The organism is Cerasicoccus maritimus, assembly GCA_031296935.1.
GTDB classification, from domain to species: domain Bacteria; phylum Verrucomicrobiota; class Verrucomicrobiia; order Opitutales; family Cerasicoccaceae; genus Cerasicoccus; species Cerasicoccus maritimus.
This window is the reverse complement of record JAVDPD010000008.1, coordinates 12,501-32,841: the sequence shown is the minus strand read 5'-3', so window position 1 is coordinate 32,841 and position 20,341 is coordinate 12,501. Positions and strand designations below refer to the sequence as shown.

Sequence of the window (20,341 nt, the reverse complement as noted above, 5' to 3'; positions counted from 1 at the left end):
AAGCTTTTCTATTAGGCAATTGGCGAAAAATTAATCGACTCTGCCGATGACTAAATCGCCCGGTCAAACGGCAATGCGTTTTTCACGCGGGCATCTTCCAGCTTGGCGATGCCTTCCATGATGCGCGCTGCAGCGGTGTCGTAGCGCTGCGAATCGGTTTTGCCGGGATCATATTCACTGACAGGTATGGGCTTCCCAAAGCTCACGCCGAGCGGCGTGGTCAAGCGCGGCAGCTTCTGGTGACGGTTCCACATGTCATAGCTGCCAAAAATTCGCGCCGGCACCACGGGCACCTGCGCGCGACAGGCGATCATGCCGATGCCTTTCTTGCCCTCGTGCAGCTCGCCGTCGGGCGTGCGCGTGCCTTCGGGAAAAACCAACAGCGTGCCGCCATCCTTCAGCGCCGCAAACACGCGACGAAACGCCTGCAAATCGCGCTCGCCATCACGGTCAATGGGAATGGCGTTGAGATTCGTTATTAGCGTGCCGAAAACGCCCTTCCATAGCGTGTTACGCGCAAAGAAATGTAACTCGCGCGGGCAAGCAACGGCGAACACGGGCGGGTCCAGGAAACTGGCGTGGTTGCACGCAAGCAGGAACGGTCCCTCGACCGGCACATTGCTTGCGCCATAGACCTGCAAACCATTAAACGTGTAAAACCACGCGGCCAGCGAGGCCCGCATGTTGCGGTAAAATGGTTTCATCGGGTAGCTAATCATCCTAGACGCAATTGGAAACGGCGTTCGCAATTTCTTCAACGACTTCTTCCAAAGTCAGGTTCGAATTGTCGATCTTGTAGGCACCGTCCGGGCAGGTCAATGGCGCGGTCTTGCGCGAAGAGTCGATCTTGTCGCGCTTTTCAATGGAGTCGCTTTGGCCTTCGGCGGCGCGGCGCTCGGCGCGGGTCGCGGCATCGGCTTCGAGGAATACGCGCAGCGTGGCGTCGGGGAAAATGACCGAGCCGATGTCGCGGCCTTCCATGATCAAGCCGGTAAAGTTATTTTCGCGGGCGATATCCGCCTGAGCACGTTGGTAGTCGAAGAGGAACTGGCGCACAGCTGGCACCGCAGCATACGGCGACACGGCGTTGTTAACCGCTTCGCTGCGCAGCTCGTCCTTGGTCGGGACTCGACCATCCAAAGCAATGCGCGCGCTGCGGCCATCGAGTTCCGTTGACAGCGGGATGCTCTTCAAACGCTCGGCGACAGCGGCTTCGTCATCCGGGCCCACGCCCTTTTGCAGCAGCGCGAAAGTAACGGCGCGGTAGTGCGAGCCGGTGTCGACATGCATCAGGTTCAGCCGCTCGGCGACCAGACGCGAGGTGGAGGACTTGCCACTGGCGGCGCCGCCATCGACGGCAATAATCACAAAATCAGGTTTCATTTTTCGGGAGGGTTTCGCCGCGTAGGCAAAGAAAAATTCGGGTTAATCGATGCGCGAAAGCGTGGCAACGTTTTCAATGTGGCGGGTCTGCGGGAACAAGTCAAAGGGCTGAATACGCTCAATGCGATAACCGCCCTCGCGGAGGATTTTCAAATCGCGGGCTTGCGTCGATGGATCACAGGAAACATACACGAGGCGCTTCGGGCGAAACTCCAGCAACTGGCGCAGGAAGAGCTCGTCGCAACCGGCGCGTGGCGGGTCGATGATCATCGCGGACTCGTCGCCCGGGAACGTCAGGTCTTCGAAAATCGCCTCGGACTTGCCGATGGTGAACTCCGTGTTCGTAATGCCGTTGGCGGCGGCGTTGGTTCGCGCCAACTCGATGGCCTGGTGGTTAATTTCCACGCCAGCGACTTGCTCGAATTCGCGGGCGGCGCTCAGCGCGAAGACCCCTACCCCGCAATACGCGTCAACGAGGTAGCGCAGCTTGACCTTGCCGATCTCGGCCAGCACGTAGTCGATCATTTCCGGCAAGATGTAGGGGTTGTTCTGGAAGAATTCCCCGGCCTTGAACTGGAAAACGATGTTGCCGACCTTTTCGGAAACGGTCTCGCGCTGGTCGGTGATGACACCTTCCAACGTGTCGCGCAAAAGCAGCGTGGAGCCTTTCTTAAACTTGTCCTTCTTGTCAAAAATCTTTTTGCGCTCGATCGGCATGGCCTCGTTGATGGCCTCCGTGGCAATCGGGCATTGCGGCACATCGATCAACGAATTGCGGCGCCCATAGCGCTGGAAGCCGATCTCAAACGTGCGCGCCTTGCGGCCCGGGTGGTGTGGCGTCAGCTTCGAACGGTAGTGGTATTCCTTGGGCGAGCCGTGAGTCTGCTCCACGGGCACATCGGTAATGCCGCCGAGGCGCTCCATCAGCTCCGCAACTTGGCCACGCTTCCATTCTTTCTGCCCTTCGTAGGCGAAGTGCTGGTACTGACAGCCGCCACAATCACCAAAGAGCGGGCATGGTGGCTCGACGCGCTGGGACGATGGCTCCAGAACTTCAACCAAATCCGCATCCGAGTAATTCTTGTGATTGCGGAAAATGCGCACGCGGACGCGCTCACCGGGTAGCGCAAAAGGCGTCATCACGACCCAGCCATTGTCCCGCGCCAAGCCATGCCCAAGGTTCGTCAGGGTCTCAATGGTCAGCTCCAACTCATGGTGGTAGGCGTATGGCTCGGGAATAAAATTGCGCGGCGCTTCTGTCATCAGGCGGTTTCTAGACATGAAGCGGCGCGAATCAACTGGAAACGGACGCAACGGGAACAACTACGAATGGCGCGAATGAGCGCGAATCCACAAGGATGAATTGGGAAACTACGAATAACGCAGATGAACGTAGATAAACATTTAATAAAAAGTCTCCTTAGATCTGCGCTCATCTGCGCTATTCGTAGTTTAAAATATTCGCGCACATTCGCGCCATTCGTAGTTAAATCCGTTTCGCGTTGATTCGCAGTCGTTCTCAGTTAGACAAGCACCATGTCCCGCTTTCCGCGCATTGAATCCCGCCAAAACCATCGCATCAAGGGGCTCGTCAAGCTGCGCAGCGCCAAGGAACGACGTGCGCAGGACGTATTTCTGGTGGAAGGCGAACTGGAGCTGACCCGCGCCACAAAGGCTGACCTCCACCTGGGCGAACTCTACCTGTGCCCCGAGCTCTGGCGCGACGCCGATGCTGCCAACGTCATTATCACCAGCGCCGAACAGCAGCGGGCCAAGGTGTTTGAGCTCACGCGCGAAGTTTTCGAAAAAATCTCCCTGCGAGAAGGCCCCGACGGCCTCCTCGGCGTGGCGCGCCAGCGTGAAACAGCCCTCTCCCGCCTAACACTGCCCGAAGCGCCGCTCCTAGTAATCGTGGAAAAAATCGAGAAGCCTGGCAACCTCGGCGCGTTGATTCGCTCGGCTGAAGCCGTAGGCGCCGATGCGCTGATTGCCTGCGACCCGGTGACAGACTTCTACAATCCGCAGGTCATCCGTAATTCCCGCGGACTGGTGTTTTCGCTGCCGTGCATTTCCACGACTCAGGCCGAGCTCGATGACTGGCTCAGTGCAAAAGGCATCCAAGTCGCCGCCACGACGCCCGATACCGAGATCGCTCATTGGGACGCCGATCTCTCCGGCCCAGTTGCGATTTTGGCCGGCGCCGAGCACGAGGGGCTCAGTGATTTCTGGCTCCAGCGCGCAGAGCTGAAGTTGAAGATTCCCATGCGTGGCCTCGCCGACAGCCTCAATGTCAACACCGCGACCGCTATCGTGCTTTTTGAGGCCTTACGCCAACGCGCTGCGGGAAGTTACGTTAATGCCGCAGATTAGTTTACCGGTTGCACGGCGGGCGTGAAACCTGCTAGGGTGCTCTTCCATGAAAGACCCGGAGCTGCCTACTAACGAGTTAACCACCAACCGCAAAGCCCTGCTGGTAAACCTGGACCAGGACGTCTACGGCACCTTTGCCGAGATCGGCGCCGGCCAGGAAGTTGCCCGCCATTTCTTTAAAGTCGGGGGCGCCGCGGGCACCATCGCCAAGTCCATGTCGGCCTACGACATGAAATTCAGTGACTCCATTTACGGCAAGGCTGCACGCTATGTTTCCCGCGAGCGCCTGCTCCAGATGCTCAAGCACGAGTATGGCCTGCTCGAAGAGCGCTTAGGCGAACAACGCGGCGCCGAGACCACATTTTTCGTGTTCTCAAACACCGTTGCCACGGCGAGCTTCAGTAATCGCAAGCCAGGCCACGGCTGGCTCGGCATGCGTTTCCAGATCGAGCCCGGCGGCGAACCGCACGACATCCTCGTCCATGTCCGCTTACTCGATAAAACCGCCCAGACTCAACAGGAAGCACTGGGCATCTTTGGCGTGAATTTCATCTGGGCAGCACTGGTCTACCACACTGATCTCGATCGCTTCATTCCGTCGCTCATTGACCACCTCGAAAACGAGCGGATCGAAGTTGACATGCTGGAATACATCGGGCCGAAGTTCCGCCATATCGAAAACCGCATTGTCGGACTTAAGCTAGTGGAAAATGGCCTGACCAACGCCGTGTTGTTCGGCTCGGACGGCGATTACCTGTTACCGATGGAGGCGTTTTATAAGAAGGCGGTGCTCGTCGAGCGCGGTTCCTTCCGCCCGGTCACCCACGTGAATGTGGACATGATTACCTGCGCCGGCGGGCAGTTTGTGCAGGAAGAAGCTATGGAGGATCAGACGGTCATGCCACTGTTTGAGATCACCATGAAAAACCTCCTCGCGGGTGGTCAGGAGATTGATTACGACGACTTCCTCGCACGGGTCGATACCATCAATGCCTTGGGCTATCCGGTGCTGGTTTCAAATTACCAGGAGTATTACCGGCTCTCACAATATTTCCGTAACTACACGGACCGCATGGTCGGCCTGGTGCTCGGCATCAATCACCTTCAGGCGATCTTCAACGAAGAATATTACCAACACCTGGAAGGTGGCATTTTGGAATCCTTCGGTCGCTTGTTTAAGGAAAACGTGAAGCTGTATGTCTACCCGATGAAGGGCACCGGCTATCAGGCTTATCTTGCTGGTCAAGGTGACAAGCTCCGCGAAACCAACACCGGTTTTGCCAGCAGCATGCTGATTACAGCCGACAACTTGCGCGTGAAGAACCACCTTCGTCACCTATACGCTTACCTGCTGGAAAACCACTTCCTCGTACCGGTCGTGGGTGCCAATCCAAACATCCTGAACATCTTCTCGCGCGACATTATTCGACGCATTCAGGAAGGCGCGGACGACTGGGAAGAAGCCGTCCCGGAAGTCGTTGCCGCCAAGATCAAGGAAGACGGCCTGTGGTCGACTCCTAAGCCAGTTAATAGCTAAAGATAACCCGTCGACACTATGCTGCGCAGGCTGCCATAAGTCCGCCGAGCGAAATGCGGATCGCGCAAACAATGGGTGTCGGTTGGCTGCTTGCTGTCACCAAGGCTGCCACCGAATGGGCTCGTTTACATGGCGCTACAACGCTCGCGGAGCGAATACCCCATCACGTCGATTCGGCTACCATGACGGCGATCACTAAGGCGCATGGTGTTGGGGAAAGTCCATCAGTGTGTTGGTTTGGAAAATTGGAAGGGATGAGTTGGAGTGGAAGGAGCGCGAAGCTTTAGCGAGTGCTGCGGTGGAGTGGCGCATTTGAGTAGCACAAGCGTCCCGGCTGTACGCGCTTAGATGGATTAGGTACAGGCGGGACGCCTATGCTACTTCAGAGAGGCAAATTAAGTGATCAATAAAACACTCTGAATACCCCGTCTTGCTCCAAACAAAAAGTGAACACACGAACATCCTATTGACAAGCGGCTCACGCTATTATTTCGCGGAAAAATCAACGGGTTAGAAGCTGTATAACCGCGATTCCGGCGGGGAGGGGTTAGCGGTCCAGCGTGTGCACGAAGTCCAAAATCGTGCCGTAGAGCGGAATGCCATGCACATCCAGCACCAATTGCGCTTTCTCCGTAATGTCCTTGCCGGTGCGGAGCGCGATAGACTGCACGCCTGCGTTCACCCCGCAAAGCCAATCGCTTTCGCGGTCGCCAACCATGTAGCACGCCGCGGGATCGAGGTCGTCGCGCTTGATCATTTCGAGCAAGTACTTGGGCGAGGGCTTGCGGTACTCGCTGGGCTCATCCGGGCGCTCAGGAGCAATGCTGATGCCCGCAAACAGATCGTCACCCAAGTCGAGTTCCTGCAAAAGCCGCTTATTGCAGGCATGCACATCGTCGAGGGTCAACATGCCGCGGTTAACACCGCTTTGATTCGTGACGAGGTAAAGGCGGTAGCCAAGATCGCGGGCGATGCGCATGGCCTCGCGGGCACCTTCGATGACCACGAGCTTATCCGGCTCGCGCAAGTAGTGCGAATCGTAGTTGAGCGTGCCATCGCGGTCGAGGAAGAGCGCCTTATTTTTCATCGCATCGAGTCAGCCAGCAGACTTTCGCGTTGGCAAGCATCGGCTGCGCAGATAACACAACCACTATGCAATTCATTCGCCCGTTGCTCATCGCGCTACTCATCCTCGGCCTCAATGGCTGCAATCAAGAGGACACGTCGGCCAATGCCCCCGCCAGCGGCGCAACTCGTGCCAAGCCCGATGCCTATTTCCCGCTGACCATTGGCGACCAGCAAATTCGCGTCCAGTTGGCCATCCTCCCGAGTGAGCAGGCACAGGGGCTGATGTTTCGCCAGGAGCTTGGCGAAAACGATGGTATGCTCTTCATTTTTCCCGGCTCCGAGCAACGTGGCTTTTGGATGAAAAACGTCGATATTCCGCTGGATGTTGGCTACATCCGCCCGGACGGCGTGCTGCGCGAAGTTTACCCGATGTATCCGCACGTCGAGGAATCCGTCCGCTCCGAAAGCAGCGACATTAAATACGTCCTCGAGATGAATCAGGACTGGTATAAAGACCACAAGGTTTACCCGGGCGCAAAAATCGACTTCGAGCAAGTCGCCGCCGCCATGCGCGCCCGCGGCTACGACCCCGCCAACTACGGCGTCCCAAGCGTCCCGCTGGACCGATAGCCAGCCTCCGGCTGGACCGTTAGATTTGCCCATTGGGCAAATGGCTTATCAAACTGATTGAGGTAGAGTGACGCTTACCAATAGACTAAGCTCATGGCAGGCGAAGCGATCTGTCGCGCTGGAGTGGCATTTGCCCAATGAGCAAATCTATCGGTCCAGCGGGACGCTGGGGACATCCTGTTTTCCTTGCCCAGACGATCAGCTGCGGTGATAATCCTTGGGCAATGAAGCGCATTTTATTCCTCTGCATGGGCAACATCTGCCGCTCGCCTGCCGCGCATTGTGTCTTTCAACACATGGTCGACCAGGAAGGCCTGTCCGAGCACTACGAGATCGATTCGGCGGGCACGCTTGGCTACCACGAAGGCGACCCGCCCGACCACCGCATGCAGCAGTCAATGCGCCGCCGCGGCATTCCCATTATCGGACGCTCGCGCCCCATCACGCGTCAGGATCTCAAGGACTACGACCTGATCCTCGCGATGGATAAAGACAACCTAGCTGGCGCTCGCAGCCTCGCCAAAACCGACGCCGAATCCGCCAAGGTAAAGCTCTTCGCCAACTATTGCAACGAGCACGACGAGCAGGAAGTACCCGACCCCTACTACGGCGGTGCCAACGGATTCGAGCACGTGCTCAACATGGTTGAAGACGGCTGCGCCGGCCTCCTCCAAGCGACCCGCCCCAATGCCTGACCACTGGCAGAGCGCCGTCGAAGCAGCCATTACTGAGGCGACGGGTGCTAACTTTGCATTGCAAAGCACCCAAGCCTGTGGCGGCGGCTGCATCAACGAGGCCTACCGCGTTGAGGACGCCAGCGGGCAGACCTATTTCGTCAAGCTCAACGAAGACACCGCCTCGGTCATGTTTAGCGCCGAAGCGCGCGCACTAAAGGCAATCGCCGCCGTCGGTGCCATCCGCGCGCCCCACGTGATCGCCCAAGGCCACACCAAACAGCGCGCCTTCCTCGTACTGGAAGACCTGGACTTTGGCGGCGCGCCGCTTGACTGGTCAGCGATGGGCGAACAGCTCGCTGCTTTGCATCGCAAAGTGAGTGATCGCTTTGGCTGGCCCGAAAGCAACTTCATCGGCTCCACCCCGCAGCAAAATGCCTGGGCCGACGACTGGCCGACCTTCTTCCGCGAGCAGCGCCTGCGCCCGCAGTTTTCCATCGCCCGCAGACGAGGGGCACCCATCCGCGGCGACACCGCATTCCTCAATATTGTCGATGATCTCTTGGCCGGACACACCCCTGAGCCCTCACTGCTCCACGGCGATTTGTGGGGCGGCAACGCCGGCCACGACTCGGCGGGCAACCCCGTGATATTTGACCCCGCCAGCTACTACGGCGACCGCGAAACCGACTTGGCCTTCACGCACATGTTTGGCGGCTTTCCGCCCAGTTTTTACGCCGCCTATGAAGGCGCCTGGCCCCTGCCCGACGGCTACGAGCGCCGCGCCGAGATCTACAATCTCTACCATGTGGTCAACCACGCCAATCTCTTTGGTGGCGGCTATCATGGCCAAGCCGAAGCCGTCATCCGCCGTTTGCTCGCGGGCAGATAAAAATCGGAGACAACTTGACGAATGATATCTTTCCCAAAATTCACGGCGTGATGGTTGTGCTACCTCGCGAGTTGTGTAATCTAAGCGAATTGAACACAGAGACCTCAAACCCTGACTTTATTTAATTCCATGAAAGATAAGAAAATCGGATTCGTCGGCCTCGGCCGCATGGGTGGCAACATGGCGCGCTGCCTCAATGACAAGGGCTACAACGTAGCTGAGGTCTATGACCTGAATGCAGACGTCGCGCGGGAGCTGGCTGCCGAAGTCGGCGCAAATGCCTCCCCTAGCCTCACAGCCGTGACCGCTGGCGCTGACATCATCCTGACTGTTGTCACCAACGATGCGGCAATGCACGCGATTTTCTTTGGCGAGGACAACCTTTTTACCGATGCCGGGGGCAAGCTGTTTATCAACTGCGCCACGCTGACTCCAGCCGTGCAGGAGAAGCTGGCGACTGCCGCCAAGGAACTTGGCGCGGATTGCCTGGAAGCCTGCATGGCGTCTTCCATCCCCCAAGCCCGCAACGGCGAACTGTTCCTGATGGTTGGCGGCGAAGAATCCGTCTTCAATAGCGTGAAGCCGCTGCTCGACGATTTGAGCAAGAACCTGCACCTCGTGGGACCCGTGGGCAAAGCCTCGGAAGTGAAAGCGCTCGTCAACATGGTCATGAACATCAACACTGCGGCGCTCGCTGAGGGTCTCGGCATTGGCCAGGCTCTCGGGCTCGATCTCGGGATGCTCTGTGATGTGTTTAGCCAGACCGGCGCAAATTCCCGCGTGCTGGAAACCGACTCGGAAGACATGATCAAGCGCGACCACGATTGCTTCTTTTCCGCCGAGCACGCCGCGAAGGACTCCGGCATCGCGCTGGCGCTCGCCGAGGCTCAGGGCATCAAGGCACCGCTGGCTCAGGCAACCCTCGCCCAATTCCAGAAAATGGTCGAAATGGGACTCGGTGAACTGGATAAATCCGGGGTGGCCGAGTTGACTTTCAAGGGACGCGCCCTTGATTAAAGTAATGGAGCGCACGCTGACCAATTCCTCCGGAGAGAAAATTGACTACACCTTCCAGCCCGCTCAGGGCGAAGCCAGGGTCGGCTGGTTGGTGATTCTCGGGCATGGCGTAACGGGCAACAAAGACCGCCCGGTCGTCACCTCAACGGCGAATGCGCTTAACGAAGCCGGTTTCGACACGCTGGCAATATCCTTTGCCGGAAATGGCGCATCAGAGGGAGATTTTCGCGAGGCGACGATTACCAAAGAAGTTGGCGACCTCGCCTCGGTCATTGACGCGGTCGCCGGAGATTATCCACACTTGGCCTACGTTGGCCACAGCATGGGCGGTGCCGTGGGCGTCATCCAAGCCTCGAGGGACAAACGTATCGAAGCGCTCGTTTCGCTCGCAGGCATGGTCGACACCAGGACCTTTGCGCAAACGGAATTTGGCGAGGACATCCCCGACAGCGGTTTCATGTGGGGCGAGGAGACTTGCCCGCTTTCGTCAGCTTTCATTAAAGACCTGTGCGAAACCGTGGTCAGCGTGCTGCCACAAGCGGAGCGCGTCAGTTGCCCGTGGTTATTATTACACGGAACCGCGGACGATGTCGTGCTCCCGCAGGATACCGAGTCCATCGTCCGCATCAAACACAGCGCCGTGAAAGCTGTGCTCGTGGATGGCGCGGACCACAGCTTTAGCAGTATTGCCAACAATCAGCTAGTCACGAAGTCGGTCGCGACTTGGTTGCTGGAAACTGCCGGGTAAGGACGTCAATTTTCCAACCTTGTGGATGCATTAGGCACCCAACTGCCAATTTCGCAGGATACACAAATCCGAGATTTTGGCCTACAATCCTGTTGATTAATCATTGAATCAATTCTCCTGCGTTTTTGGGGATCGTCAATGCAACTAAATCAAGCGTAAGATACGTTTAATCTGGACTAAATCACAGAAGTGATTTTAAGATAACCGTGATCCTCTTTACCCCCTATGTTAACGCAGAAAAGTAGAAACCTACCCCGTTCCGCTCCGGGCTTCGCACTGATCATCGCGCTCAGCCTGATGGCGATGATCGTATTGCTTACCGTTAGCCTATCCACGATGGTGCAAGTAGAGCTAGCCGCCAGTAGTCACCGAAACAGTGAGGATATTGCCCGCCAGAATGCGCTGTTCGGTATGCAGGTAGCGCTAGGGCAATTGCAGCAGTTTACCGGCCCGGATCAAAGCATCACAGCGCCTGCCACGTCCGTATTCCCCAATGAAAACACCAGCCCAACTCTACTGAGCCTACACAAGTCTCACGCCGAAGAACGCACGCCTGACCCATTGGCCACGGAGGGCTTTTTCACTGTCCTAAGCCAGCAAGGACGCGAAGACTTCGACGATGCCGTCAAAACATGGTGGGAGGATAAGAACCCGCATTGGATTGGAGTATGGGACTCTAGGCGAACCAACGGCAAATCCGATGAAACGCAATTGCCCAAATGGATCATCAGCGGCAACGAGCGATTCAACGGCAATTTGGCCACTGAGTATCCAGCAGAATACCTGACGCCCGATATGGACGCTGCGACGCTCAACAACCAGTTTGGCGAGGAAAATTTAGTCTATCTGGTGGACGAAGGCAGCGCCGTATCATTGAGCGAGACCATCGACGGCTATGACGGTCGGGTCCGCGCGCTGAAGCAGGCTGTCATGGATTCCGATGGCCTCTCAACAGGAAACTATGCCTACTGGGTTGGTGATGAAAGTCTCAAGGCCAACTTTGCCGTTCGCGACCCGTATTATGAGGAGACCAATCGCAGCTCTCGAGAATACCGTAATCGCCTGCGCAGTCCTCAGCGAGTCGGCTGGGAAAACATAACGGGCTTTGAGATCGTAGGCAGCTCATCCTCCGCCCCATCCCCCAACGACCCCCGTTTGGAAATGCTCGGCTCAAGCAGCCAAATTTCTCTGCTGGACGAAACCGGCTCACTAGTAGATTCAGTACGCCAGAATTTCCACAGCCTCACCGCCTACTCCAAAAGCCTACTGACCGACCCAGTAAGCGGCGGCCTGAAGAAAGATTTGACCGTCTATTTTGATAAAGGCGCAAGCGCGACCAACGGATTCATCAGTGATAACAACCCAATCCCCGACCCTGATGGAAACGATGTTTGGGACTATGGCAACGATGAGCGCATGGGCTCAAACAACCAAGGCTTTCCGAACTCAGATGTTAACATCCCTACTTGGGGCCAATTGAAAGATTGGTATGACAATCAAGGCACCGACACCTCAGCAATCGACGTTGGCGGCGAGTTTGCCCCATTAGTCACCTACATCCGCATGTTCGTGGGTTTCTCTGCTGAAGATACCTTGACCGGCGGCAAGCGAGTAAACATGCACCTGCTACCAACGATCGTTGTATGGAATCCGTATGATGCCCCCCTCAAGAACACCACCTACGAATTGACGATCAGCTACCCAATGGAGTTTCAGCACTTTATGGCAGCCACCCCGTACAATCAAGTGGGTGATACCTCCACCGGCGGTCAAATCATGTATGTAGACACGGTCACTGGCTTGCCTTGCGCTGAAGGCGCTGCCAACGCCGAGGCACGCTACTTCGTCCACGAGCTGGAGTTCCTGCTCAATGACGCATCCGATGACGATACCGCCCTACGGGAAGGAAATGGCGATGGCTACTACTACGACCAGCCAATGTATAGCTTCACCCCCTGGAATGATAACGCGCAAACGGAATTCGTACTACGGTTCAGCGCCTCATTCGAACCCGGTGAAAACTTGATCTTCAGTGTCATTGACAACACCGAAGTCTCGCTCGCTAACGATGGTAAAATTTACATTGATGTAGAAAATGGCTTCTATGACGAGCAACCGTCTTCTGCCTATTTGCCCATATTCAATGTCAAAAACACCCCCAACTCCGGCGCTGATATGTATTGGATTTCCGGCCTTGATGGCCTGAATCATTACTATGGGGTAGAGCTGCAAAAGAGTGGTGAAACCCTCTACGATGCAGAAGAATTTGGCTACATGCAGACCCCGTATGTGCAATGCAACATCATCAATGGCCGTGACGAAAATTTAATCAACACCCCCAGTGAATACGATAAAAATCAACGTTTGGCCAACAACATCAGCGACTGGCGTAAACTCTATGATTTTGATGACTCTACTGACGGTGAGGGCGGTGAGTTTACCAATTTGATCGGTAGCACAATTGATAACAAATCGGCCCAAACCAACGATATGGATTCGCCGATTTTCGCGCTCGGCCATTCTTATCTGACCCCCTTCGGAACCACTTACGCGTTTTCCTTCGATCACCATAGATACGTCGACCAGATGTTCCGCCACATGGCCACGCATAACCTCAATGCGCGTTACCCAAGTGTCCATCCACTCAACGATGCACCACGTGGAATATTCGGGCAGAATAATAACGACGGCTTCGGCCGCTTCAAATACGGCATGGGAACCCCCATCGAACAGTGGAAGACCCCTCAACATATTGGTCTGCCTTGGGATGACAACCTCAGCCAATACGACGAAAGCCGAGATATTTTCAACGGCTCAAGCCTGATGAGTTTCCGCTTCCCTCTGCCAGAGTCAACAGACGTTGCAGGCGCTTCCTACCTGCCCATGCGTAACATTCGTCGGCCGGATGCTGAACTCGTTTCACTGGGACAATTGCAGCAAGTAAATCTATCCCCCTTCCTCTGGCAGCCAGCATTCCCCATTGGCAACTCCGAGGCCAGCCCTTACGTCGACCGCGAGCTTATGGCCGGCATTGAAAACCACGCCATTTACGCCAAGAAGAGCGAAGGCCTACAGACCTTTCCCAACGACAACGAAAACATGATGGTCGATATGTCCTATCTGTTGAACGACTCACTGTGGGATCATTACTTCCTCTCCACTATTCCACAGACCGGCAGCATCGACATCTCTGGCGATCCGACATGGCCCAACAGCCGCCATCGGATCAACAGTTTAGCCGTCACCGAGAGTGATTTGCGGGATTTCGACACCGCAGCAGCGCATATTTACAACGTTGGTGCGTTCAACGTCAACAGCACCTCAGTCGAAGCCTGGAAGAGCCTACTCACGGCCTTCCGCGATCTCAAACTTGGAGAAAGCTCTTCCCAGACTAATCCCGATCAAACAGTTCCGGTCTCGCGCACGCTGAACCCACTTGATGAGCCCATAAACTTCGTCTTCAGCGAATCAAATACAACCCCTACAGACTTCGGTGCCGTGAGCACACTGCGCGATTATTATCAGCTGCTGGCTGGATACCGCTATCTCGACGACGCCATGATTCAGGAGCTGGCTGAACGTATCGTGGATGAAGTGCGCTTGCGTGGCCCCTTTCTATCGATGTCAGATTTCGTAAACCGTGAGCTGGTCTCCCCTGATCGCACGGGAGGCTCAGACGCGTGGTTACACGCTCGTCAAAACAATGCGAATCCACGCGAGAGTTACCTACTGGGGCACATTTCCAATGCCTACGACCCCATGGTTGGCATCAACGGCATTAACGGCGCCCTACAACGTGCGATCAATCTGAGCGGCATCAACGGTGGGGTAAACTATCCCCAAGACGCAACTTCCGGCGCAGAGTTGAGCACACGCAACATCGACCGCGCCTACGGTCTCTGGCCCACGCCACCAACTGCCCACAAGCACACGGCCAACTTCTACAACATCGACTCTTCCTTGAATTACTATGTGGACATGGAGCACGTAGCAGGCGCTCCTGCTGGTGAATACGGCCAGCTCATGTCTCATCTCCCCGGCTTTGTCACCCAGGCAGATCTGCTCTCCATGATTGGTCCGGCACTAACGGTACGTGGGGATACCTTTGTCATTCGTTCCTATGGCGATAGCATTAATAAACTTACTGGCGAAGTCACCTCCCGTGCATGGCTTGAGGCTGTAGTGCAACGTATGGTCGAACCCATCGTTGATACCGATGGCGACTACGAACCTGACGATGGCGCGACCAACGTCGGCCGTCGTTATCAAATCATCGCCCTACGCTGGCTGAATGAAGACGAAGTTTAACATGAGATTCCTCCCCTATACCCTCCTGTGTTTTCTTTTTAGCCTGCAATTTTCTGCTGCCCAAATCAGATCACTGGAATCGCCAACTATAGACCTGGAAGTGGTTTATGTATTCAATCCAACGAATCCGCCTCCTCAGTTTTTCTTCCGAAATATAGACGGAGATTTCGAGCCATTGCAGGTCTCTACAATGTCCCGTGGCACACCTAATGCAATTCCCCGCCAATCGCCACTCACACTTTATCGTAAGGTGCAACAGGACGGTGAACTTGTCCAGCAGGCAGCCCTTCAAATTAACATCCCGACTGACCAGGACCGAGCGACACTCTTCTTTTACCTCGATCAGAATTCAAAAGTCCAATATCGCTTGCTGGATGACCCAGCGGGTTATCACAGCGGAGGCAGTCTGCGTATCCTCAACTTAACCAACCAGGACATCGCCTGCCTTGTCGGCCAGGACCAAGTCCGCTTGGGTGCTTATAAAGACGAGGTCAAGGACGTGATGAACGGCAAAAAACGCTTCACCTTCGCATTCGCTCTCCTGGAGCCTGAGCCATATAAATCACCCGTGAAGATGTTCCCCATGCGCTCGAATCGACAGCGCATGCTCATTGTATTTTCCTATCAACAACGCAGCGTGAAGAGCGAAGGCGGCAAAATGGAAACAATCCTTGTCCCCGACGCCACGAGAATGATCGACAGCGTTTAGAGATAACATGAAGTTGTCAGGTCCAGCCCTTGCTCAACCCGGCAACTTCATGTTATCTCTAAAAAAAGAGCGCCCTCAAAGGACGCTCTCTATTTGGTTGAAATAAATGTGACTACTCATTCGGCCAATCGTCGGTGCGGAAGGGCGTTACCGGCAAACCGTTGCTACGATCCTGCAAGTTGACGACCGGATTGATTGCCCAGCCATAGCGCACGGCCACGGGCTCGGGCACATCAGCACTCCAGACGTGGACCTTGTCCTTGCCGATGATCTTGGCGTCAGCCCAGACAAACTGCTTATCTTCACCGGCGATGGCAAAGCCCTCGATCTTGTCTTTCGTGTCGAAGCTGTAGAGTCCGCGGTCGGTCACGTAATCGAAGGTCAATTCGACGGCCTTGCCAGCCGGGGCATCTCCCTCTGCCGGAATGTCGATGACTTCCATCGAGGCATATTGTGGGCTGCGGTATTGGATATCGTAGCCGTAGTCATTGGCCAACGCCCAGCGAGCCAAGCGATCGGCAACGGTCTTCTTGTTGCGCGGATGAATGTCGCGGCCTTCGCCTACGTCGATGATCACTGCTTGGCCGGAGTTCTCCAGGGAGTCCATAGTCTTGGTTTGAGCCTCGCGCAGGAAGGCCCAGTTATTGTTGGTGGGCTCCTCAGACTCAGCGTGAAAGTCCGCCAATTGCACAAAATAAAACGGGAAGTCACCCTGGCCCCACTGTTCGCGGAAATTCGTGACCATCAGATTGATCAAGTCTTCGTAAGAAGCATAACGCCCGGAATTGGACTCACCTTGATACCAGATCATGCCACGCACGCCATAGCCAACGATCGGCAACACCATGCCGTTGTAAATATTCGAGGCTCGGTGCTGGTTGTAGCGTGGATCAGTGGGCCAACGTGGGCCGCGGCCTTTCTTGCCATTGGCCTCCCACTCCGCGCGTTCCACCTGATACTGCTCCTTCTGTTCGACGAACTTCTCATCCGTCATCTCTGCAGACTTCTCCTCCCAATGATCCACGTGCGCCTGATACTGCTCGTCCTGATCTAGTAAATCACGCGGAACCCAAGCCTCGGCCGATGAACCACCCCATGCGTTGTTAATCAATCCCACCGGCACATCGAGCGTCTCCTGCAAACGTCGGCCAAAGTAGTAACCGACTGCGGAGAAGTCGCCCACAGTTTCCGGCGTACAAAGTGTCCACTTGCCCGCTTGATCATCCTGCGGGTCTTGAGTGCCCTTGCGCGGCACGTTCAGCAGACGAATTTGCGGATTGTTCGCCATGAGCTTCTCGATGTCGGCATCGTCAGCTTTATTCACGGTCCAACCCATATTCGACTGCCCAGAACATAGCCAGACTTCACCAATCAGCACGTTATTAATCCGTATCTCGTTGTCCTCGCCTTTCACGAAAAGATCAATGGGGCCGCCAGCTGGCATCGGCTCTAGCTCGACACGCCACTGCCCATTTTTGTCGGCCTTCGTGTTGAGTATTTGCCCTCCGAAAGTGACCTGCACTTTCTCGCCAGGATCAGCCTTCCCCCAGATCGGGTCAGTCTGGTCGCGTTGAAGGACCATGTAGTCACTGAAAATATTTGGCAGGGATACCTCGGCATTAAGGAAAGACAAGGCGCCCAGCGCCACGAGCGGGATATAGCGTTTCTTCATCGGGCTTTAGCGAAACGTCAGCCTAGCCAAGCGCAATGATAAAGCGCAGCGAAACGGGCGAAAGAAGACCCTCTTTTAACACCGTCTTTCCAAGTGCCAGAGGATTACCACACGCTAGAAATCACATGAAGTTGCCGGGTCCATCACTTGCTCAACACGGCAACTTCATGTGATCTGCAAGTGCGTGAGTGAAAAGCCAACGCTGCGACCTTTCATTTTGACCGTTCAGGCTACGCATCGGAAATTCAGCTTGGCCAGCTGTTTTTGGTTGAAGCAAATTTACAGGGTGGAAAGAGTCTTCGTGCTCTATACAGTCATGGCGCATGCGCACCAAGCCGACACCAAGACTGCCGCTCGACAACCTCTTCAACCAAACTCCCATCATGAGCTCCTCCAAGCCCGGCATTGGCACCCTCTCCCTCCACGCAGGCCACACGCCTGATTCCGACACCTCTTCGCGCGCGGTTCCAGTTTACCAAACCACGAGCTACGTCTTCCGCGACACCGAGCACGCCGCCAATCTCTTTGGCCTCAAAGAACTGGGCAACATCTACACCCGCCTTATGAACCCAACCACCGATGTGCTCGAAAAGCGCATTGCGGCGCTCGAAGGCGGCACAGCCGGCCTCGCCCACGCCAGCGGCTCGGCAGCCATTACGAACTGCATTCTCAATCTCGCCAGTGCGGGCGACCACATTGTGTCCGTTTCCCAACTCTACGGCGGCACTTACAACCTTTTCCACCACACCCTGCCCAAGCTCGGCATTGAGGTGACTTTCGTCGATGCCGAAGCCCCGGAATCTTTTCGCGCCGCCATTAAGGACAACACCAAGGCCTTCTTTGGCGAATCCATCGGCAACCCGAAGCTGAATATTTTCCCGTTTGAGGAAGTCGGCAAGATCGCCGCGGAAAACGGTATTCCGCTCATCATTGACAACACCGCGCTCTCGCCAGCGCTCTGCCGTCCGCTAGAGCATGGCGCGAACATCGTCGTCCACTCGACCACGAAATTCCTCGGTGGCCACGGCGTGGCGATCGGCGGCATGGTCGTGGATGGTGGTAACTTTGACTGGGGCCAAGGCCGCCACAACGGTTTCACCGAAACCGACCCGAGCTATCACGGCCTTGTTTACTGGGATGTCTTCAAGGCTTTCGAGCCGGCTGGCGGCGCGAACATCGCCTACGCCATGAAGATGCGCCTACAGCTCCTGCGCGACATGGGTGCCTGCGCCTCCCCGCACAATAGCTGGCTGACCCTGCTCGGCGTGGAGACCCTCCACCTGCGCATGAAGCAGCACTCGACCAACGCCATGAAGGTCGCCGAGTTCCTCCGCGACCACGACAAGGTCAGATGGGTCAACTACCCGGGCTTACCCGACCACCCCAGCCACGATTTGGCCAAACAATACCTCGACGGCGGCGCTGGCGCGCTGCTCGGCTTTGGCGTCAAAGGCGGCATGGAGGCTGGCCGCAAGTTTATCGAAGCGCTCGGCCTCTTCAGCCACCTCGCGAACATCGGCGACGCGAAGAGCCTGGCCATCCACCCGGCCAGCACCACGCACAGCCAGCTCACGGCGGAAGAGCAAGTCACCACCGGCGTTACCGAGGACTTCGTGCGTTTGTCGATTGGCATCGAAGATCCGGACGACATCATCGCGGACCTCGACCAAGCGCTCGCCAAGGCCTAGTGCTTTGGCATTGCGGTTTGCACAGCAGCGGTAATCCTACGCACATCGTATGTTGAAACGTGGGGGAATATTGGGCGTCGGCTTACTCAGCGCGGCGCTTTCGCTGCCAGCGCAAACCAAGCTTTCGCCGTTGCAGCGGAACATCGTCATTGAGGAAAGCAAAGTCACCCAGGCGAACCTCAATGACGGCCGCCCTATCTTCATTTCGCAGCCGGAGGTCGATTATTCGGGGCTGCGTGCAAACCCGGTTGATTCCAGTGAGGACCCGCTCGCGAAACAAATTCAAGCGTGGTTCGACGAAGGCTCTGCGGCAGGGAACGTTGGCGATGTGTATGAGAACCGAGACCACAACCACTCAGGTCTCAAACTTAAGCGCTTTGGCCAGTTCGCACGAATCCGCTACAGCCCGCAATTGCGCGATCTGGGCGCTGATTACGGCGCGAAGCTAAATATGGCCAATGATCGCCCGTCAATCATCAACGCATCCCTGGCTGTACAAGAAAAGCCCTACACACGCAGCATGGCGCGCGGCATGTTGCACAACCCCGAACTCGCACCGCAGCTGTATTCCTTTTACCGCCTGAGCGACCTGATTTTCTACCCCGAGCATCACGATTACGACAAGGTCGACTGCTTTGCTGTCAACACCCCCTACCTGACCATCAGCCAAGGCTCCTCCGGCAGTGACAAGCCCTTCATGATCGCCGCCGCCTACACCTTGGCCAGCTTTCATCCTGCCGTCAAAGAGCGCCTCCACCAATACGGCATGCTGGCGCCGACCGTGCAAATGCTGCTACGCTGGAACCTCAAAGGCATCGGCGACGCAGAGCATTACCTGACCGGTGCCGCCCATCCAACGGTGTTTGATCAAAGCCAAATCGATCCGCACGCCATGACAGAAATGGCCCATAGTCTGAAGGCCAACTGCCTGCCCCCGCTGGCGATGATCGAAATGATCGAGGAAAAAGCCAGCGTCAGCGGTGTGGATTATTTTGACAACGGCGCGAGCGAGATTCTGCTCGATACGCCCTGCGCGATTGGCCGCATTGCCCGCAGCCTCGACCAGCAGCGCACGTTTCGCGTATCGGCCAAGGAAAGCATGGACATCCATCAGCGCCCGCTGACTTACCACTGGGTCGTGCTGCGTGGTGATCCGTCTAGAATCACGATCACGCCCAGCGCGGACGGCTCCGAGGCAGAGATCACCGTCGGCTATCAACGCGATGTTATGGTGCCCGACAAGCCGGAAATGGCGAGCCACCGCGTCGATATCGGCGTCTTTGTGGACAACGGCACCTATTTCTCGGCACCGGCATTTATCTCGATCTGGTATCCGCCCAACGAAACGCGCGCCTACAACGCCGACGGCCAGATCGAGTCCGTCATCTACAACGATCCGTTTAAGGCAGGCGCCGGGGCCGACCACAAGCTGGCCTACTTCAAACCGTGGACCGACACCTATAAATACAAAAACGGTCAACTTACCGGCTGGTCTCGCGACATGGACAACGGCGAGGACTACAGCTTCAACGCCTTGGGCCAGCGGGTGGAAACCAGTTGGTTCGAAAGCGATAAGATTCATTCGGTCAGCTACGAAGTTTCCACCGACAACGAAGGTCGCATGCTCGTGGAATTTGAATGAACC

16 protein-coding genes are annotated in these 20,341 nt (G+C 56.2%); 11 read left to right on the top strand and 5 right to left on the bottom strand.

Features of this window, described 5'->3' with window-relative positions:
- Positions 1-50 precede the first annotated feature (50 nt).
- From RBB62_RS07105 to RBB62_RS07095, 3 genes are read right to left on the bottom strand one after another with little or no spacing between them, the layout of a single operon-like run.
- Positions 51-704, bottom strand: a complete 654-nt coding sequence (locus RBB62_RS07105) for a lysophospholipid acyltransferase family protein (RefSeq protein ID WP_309398041.1) — start codon at positions 702-704, stop codon at positions 51-53.
- 16 nt (positions 705-720) lie between these two features.
- A complete protein-coding gene (cmk, locus tag RBB62_RS07100) occupies positions 721-1,383 on the bottom strand; it encodes a (d)CMP kinase (RefSeq protein ID WP_309398040.1) in 663 nt (220 codons plus the stop codon).
- A gap of 42 nt (positions 1,384-1,425) precedes the next feature.
- Positions 1,426-2,664 (bottom strand): class I SAM-dependent RNA methyltransferase, encoded by a 1,239-nt coding sequence (locus RBB62_RS07095; protein ID WP_309398039.1) that lies wholly within the window; start codon positions 2,662-2,664, stop codon positions 1,426-1,428.
- 255 nt (positions 2,665-2,919) lie between these two features.
- Here RBB62_RS07095 and RBB62_RS07090 point away from each other — a divergent pair, with 255 nt between their 5' ends.
- Both RBB62_RS07090 and RBB62_RS07085 read left to right on the top strand, forming a co-directional pair.
- On the top strand, positions 2,920-3,753 hold the full coding sequence (locus tag RBB62_RS07090) for an RNA methyltransferase (RefSeq protein ID WP_309398038.1): 834 nt from the start codon (positions 2,920-2,922) through the stop codon (positions 3,751-3,753).
- Between the two features lie 46 nt (positions 3,754-3,799).
- Positions 3,800-5,290: a TonB-dependent receptor gene (locus tag RBB62_RS07085; RefSeq protein ID WP_309398037.1), complete on the top strand. Its 1,491-nt coding sequence runs from the start codon at positions 3,800-3,802 to the stop codon at positions 5,288-5,290.
- A 547-nt stretch (positions 5,291-5,837) separates the two neighbouring features.
- Here RBB62_RS07085 and RBB62_RS07080 read toward each other — a convergent pair.
- Entirely contained in the window at positions 5,838-6,377 is a 540-nt protein-coding gene (locus RBB62_RS07080) for a D-glycero-alpha-D-manno-heptose-1,7-bisphosphate 7-phosphatase (RefSeq protein WP_309398036.1), read from the bottom strand.
- 65 nt (positions 6,378-6,442) lie between these two features.
- Here RBB62_RS07080 and RBB62_RS07075 point away from each other — a divergent pair, with 65 nt between their 5' ends.
- From RBB62_RS07075 to RBB62_RS07045, 7 genes are all read left to right on the top strand, one after another.
- Positions 6,443-6,988 carry a DUF192 domain-containing protein gene (locus tag RBB62_RS07075; protein WP_309398035.1) on the top strand — a complete coding sequence of 182 codons (546 nt, stop codon included), beginning with the start codon at positions 6,443-6,445 and terminating at the stop codon, positions 6,986-6,988.
- Between the two features lie 137 nt (positions 6,989-7,125).
- Positions 7,126-7,683, top strand: coding sequence for a low molecular weight protein-tyrosine-phosphatase (locus RBB62_RS07070; RefSeq protein WP_309398034.1), 558 nt, complete (start codon positions 7,126-7,128; stop codon positions 7,681-7,683).
- Complete coding sequence (locus RBB62_RS07065; protein WP_309398033.1) at positions 7,676-8,554, top strand: fructosamine kinase family protein; 879 nt, start codon at positions 7,676-7,678, stop codon at positions 8,552-8,554. The genes RBB62_RS07070 and RBB62_RS07065 overlap by 8 nt, the downstream gene beginning before the upstream one ends.
- 129 nt (positions 8,555-8,683) lie before the next feature.
- Positions 8,684-9,571 carry an NAD(P)-dependent oxidoreductase gene (locus RBB62_RS07060; RefSeq protein WP_309398032.1) on the top strand — a complete coding sequence of 296 codons (888 nt, stop codon included), beginning with the start codon at positions 8,684-8,686 and terminating at the stop codon, positions 9,569-9,571.
- A complete protein-coding gene (locus RBB62_RS07055) occupies positions 9,564-10,319 on the top strand; it encodes an alpha/beta hydrolase (RefSeq protein ID WP_309398031.1) in 756 nt (251 codons plus the stop codon). The genes RBB62_RS07060 and RBB62_RS07055 overlap by 8 nt, the downstream gene beginning before the upstream one ends.
- A gap of 225 nt (positions 10,320-10,544) precedes the next feature.
- A complete protein-coding gene (locus tag RBB62_RS07050) occupies positions 10,545-14,627 on the top strand; it encodes a pilus assembly PilX family protein (RefSeq protein ID WP_309398030.1) in 4,083 nt (1,360 codons plus the stop codon).
- 190 nt (positions 14,628-14,817) lie between these two features.
- Complete coding sequence (locus tag RBB62_RS07045) at positions 14,818-15,336, top strand: hypothetical protein (RefSeq protein WP_309398029.1); 519 nt, start codon at positions 14,818-14,820, stop codon at positions 15,334-15,336.
- Positions 15,337-15,448: 112 nt separating this feature from the next.
- On the opposite strand, the gene RBB62_RS07040 is transcribed toward RBB62_RS07045, so the two are convergent.
- A complete protein-coding gene (locus RBB62_RS07040) occupies positions 15,449-17,008 on the bottom strand; it encodes a sialate O-acetylesterase (RefSeq protein ID WP_309398028.1) in 1,560 nt (519 codons plus the stop codon).
- Positions 17,009-17,391: 383 nt separating this feature from the next.
- Between RBB62_RS07040 and RBB62_RS07035 the strand changes: the two genes are divergently transcribed.
- Complete coding sequence (locus tag RBB62_RS07035) at positions 17,392-18,696, top strand: O-acetylhomoserine aminocarboxypropyltransferase/cysteine synthase family protein (protein WP_343219078.1); 1,305 nt, start codon at positions 17,392-17,394, stop codon at positions 18,694-18,696.
- 49 nt (positions 18,697-18,745) lie between these two features.
- Positions 18,746-20,338 carry a hypothetical protein gene (locus RBB62_RS07030; protein WP_309398026.1) on the top strand — a complete coding sequence of 531 codons (1,593 nt, stop codon included), beginning with the start codon at positions 18,746-18,748 and terminating at the stop codon, positions 20,336-20,338.
- Positions 20,339-20,341 lie beyond the last annotated feature (3 nt).

Bases quoted from the DNA above. Each gene is read 5' to 3' on its own strand.
- RBB62_RS07045 (WP_309398029.1), top strand. From the start codon at position 14,818: ATGTCCCGTGGCACACCTAATGCAATTCCCCGCCAATCGCCACTCACA.
- cmk (WP_309398040.1), bottom strand. From the start codon at position 1,383: ATGAAACCTGATTTTGTGATTATTGCCGTCGATGGCGGCGCCGCCAGT.
- RBB62_RS07085 (WP_309398037.1), top strand. From the start codon at position 3,800: ATGAAAGACCCGGAGCTGCCTACTAACGAGTTAACCACCAACCGCAAA.
- RBB62_RS07075 (WP_309398035.1), top strand. From the start codon at position 6,443: ATGCAATTCATTCGCCCGTTGCTCATCGCGCTACTCATCCTCGGCCTC.
- RBB62_RS07105 (WP_309398041.1), bottom strand. From the start codon at position 704: ATGAAACCATTTTACCGCAACATGCGGGCCTCGCTGGCCGCGTGGTTT.
- RBB62_RS07035 (WP_343219078.1), top strand. From the start codon at position 17,392: ATGAGCTCCTCCAAGCCCGGCATTGGCACCCTCTCCCTCCACGCAGGC.
- RBB62_RS07030 (WP_309398026.1), top strand. From the start codon at position 18,746: ATGTTGAAACGTGGGGGAATATTGGGCGTCGGCTTACTCAGCGCGGCG.
- RBB62_RS07080 (WP_309398036.1), bottom strand. From the start codon at position 6,377: ATGAAAAATAAGGCGCTCTTCCTCGACCGCGATGGCACGCTCAACTAC.
- RBB62_RS07050 (WP_309398030.1), top strand. From the start codon at position 10,545: ATGTTAACGCAGAAAAGTAGAAACCTACCCCGTTCCGCTCCGGGCTTC.
- RBB62_RS07040 (WP_309398028.1), bottom strand. From the start codon at position 17,008: ATGAAGAAACGCTATATCCCGCTCGTGGCGCTGGGCGCCTTGTCTTTC.
- RBB62_RS07090 (WP_309398038.1), top strand. From the start codon at position 2,920: ATGTCCCGCTTTCCGCGCATTGAATCCCGCCAAAACCATCGCATCAAG.
- RBB62_RS07070 (WP_309398034.1), top strand. From the start codon at position 7,126: ATGAGCAAATCTATCGGTCCAGCGGGACGCTGGGGACATCCTGTTTTC.
- RBB62_RS07095 (WP_309398039.1), bottom strand. From the start codon at position 2,664: ATGTCTAGAAACCGCCTGATGACAGAAGCGCCGCGCAATTTTATTCCC.
- RBB62_RS07065 (WP_309398033.1), top strand. From the start codon at position 7,676: ATGCCTGACCACTGGCAGAGCGCCGTCGAAGCAGCCATTACTGAGGCG.
- RBB62_RS07060 (WP_309398032.1), top strand. From the start codon at position 8,684: ATGAAAGATAAGAAAATCGGATTCGTCGGCCTCGGCCGCATGGGTGGC.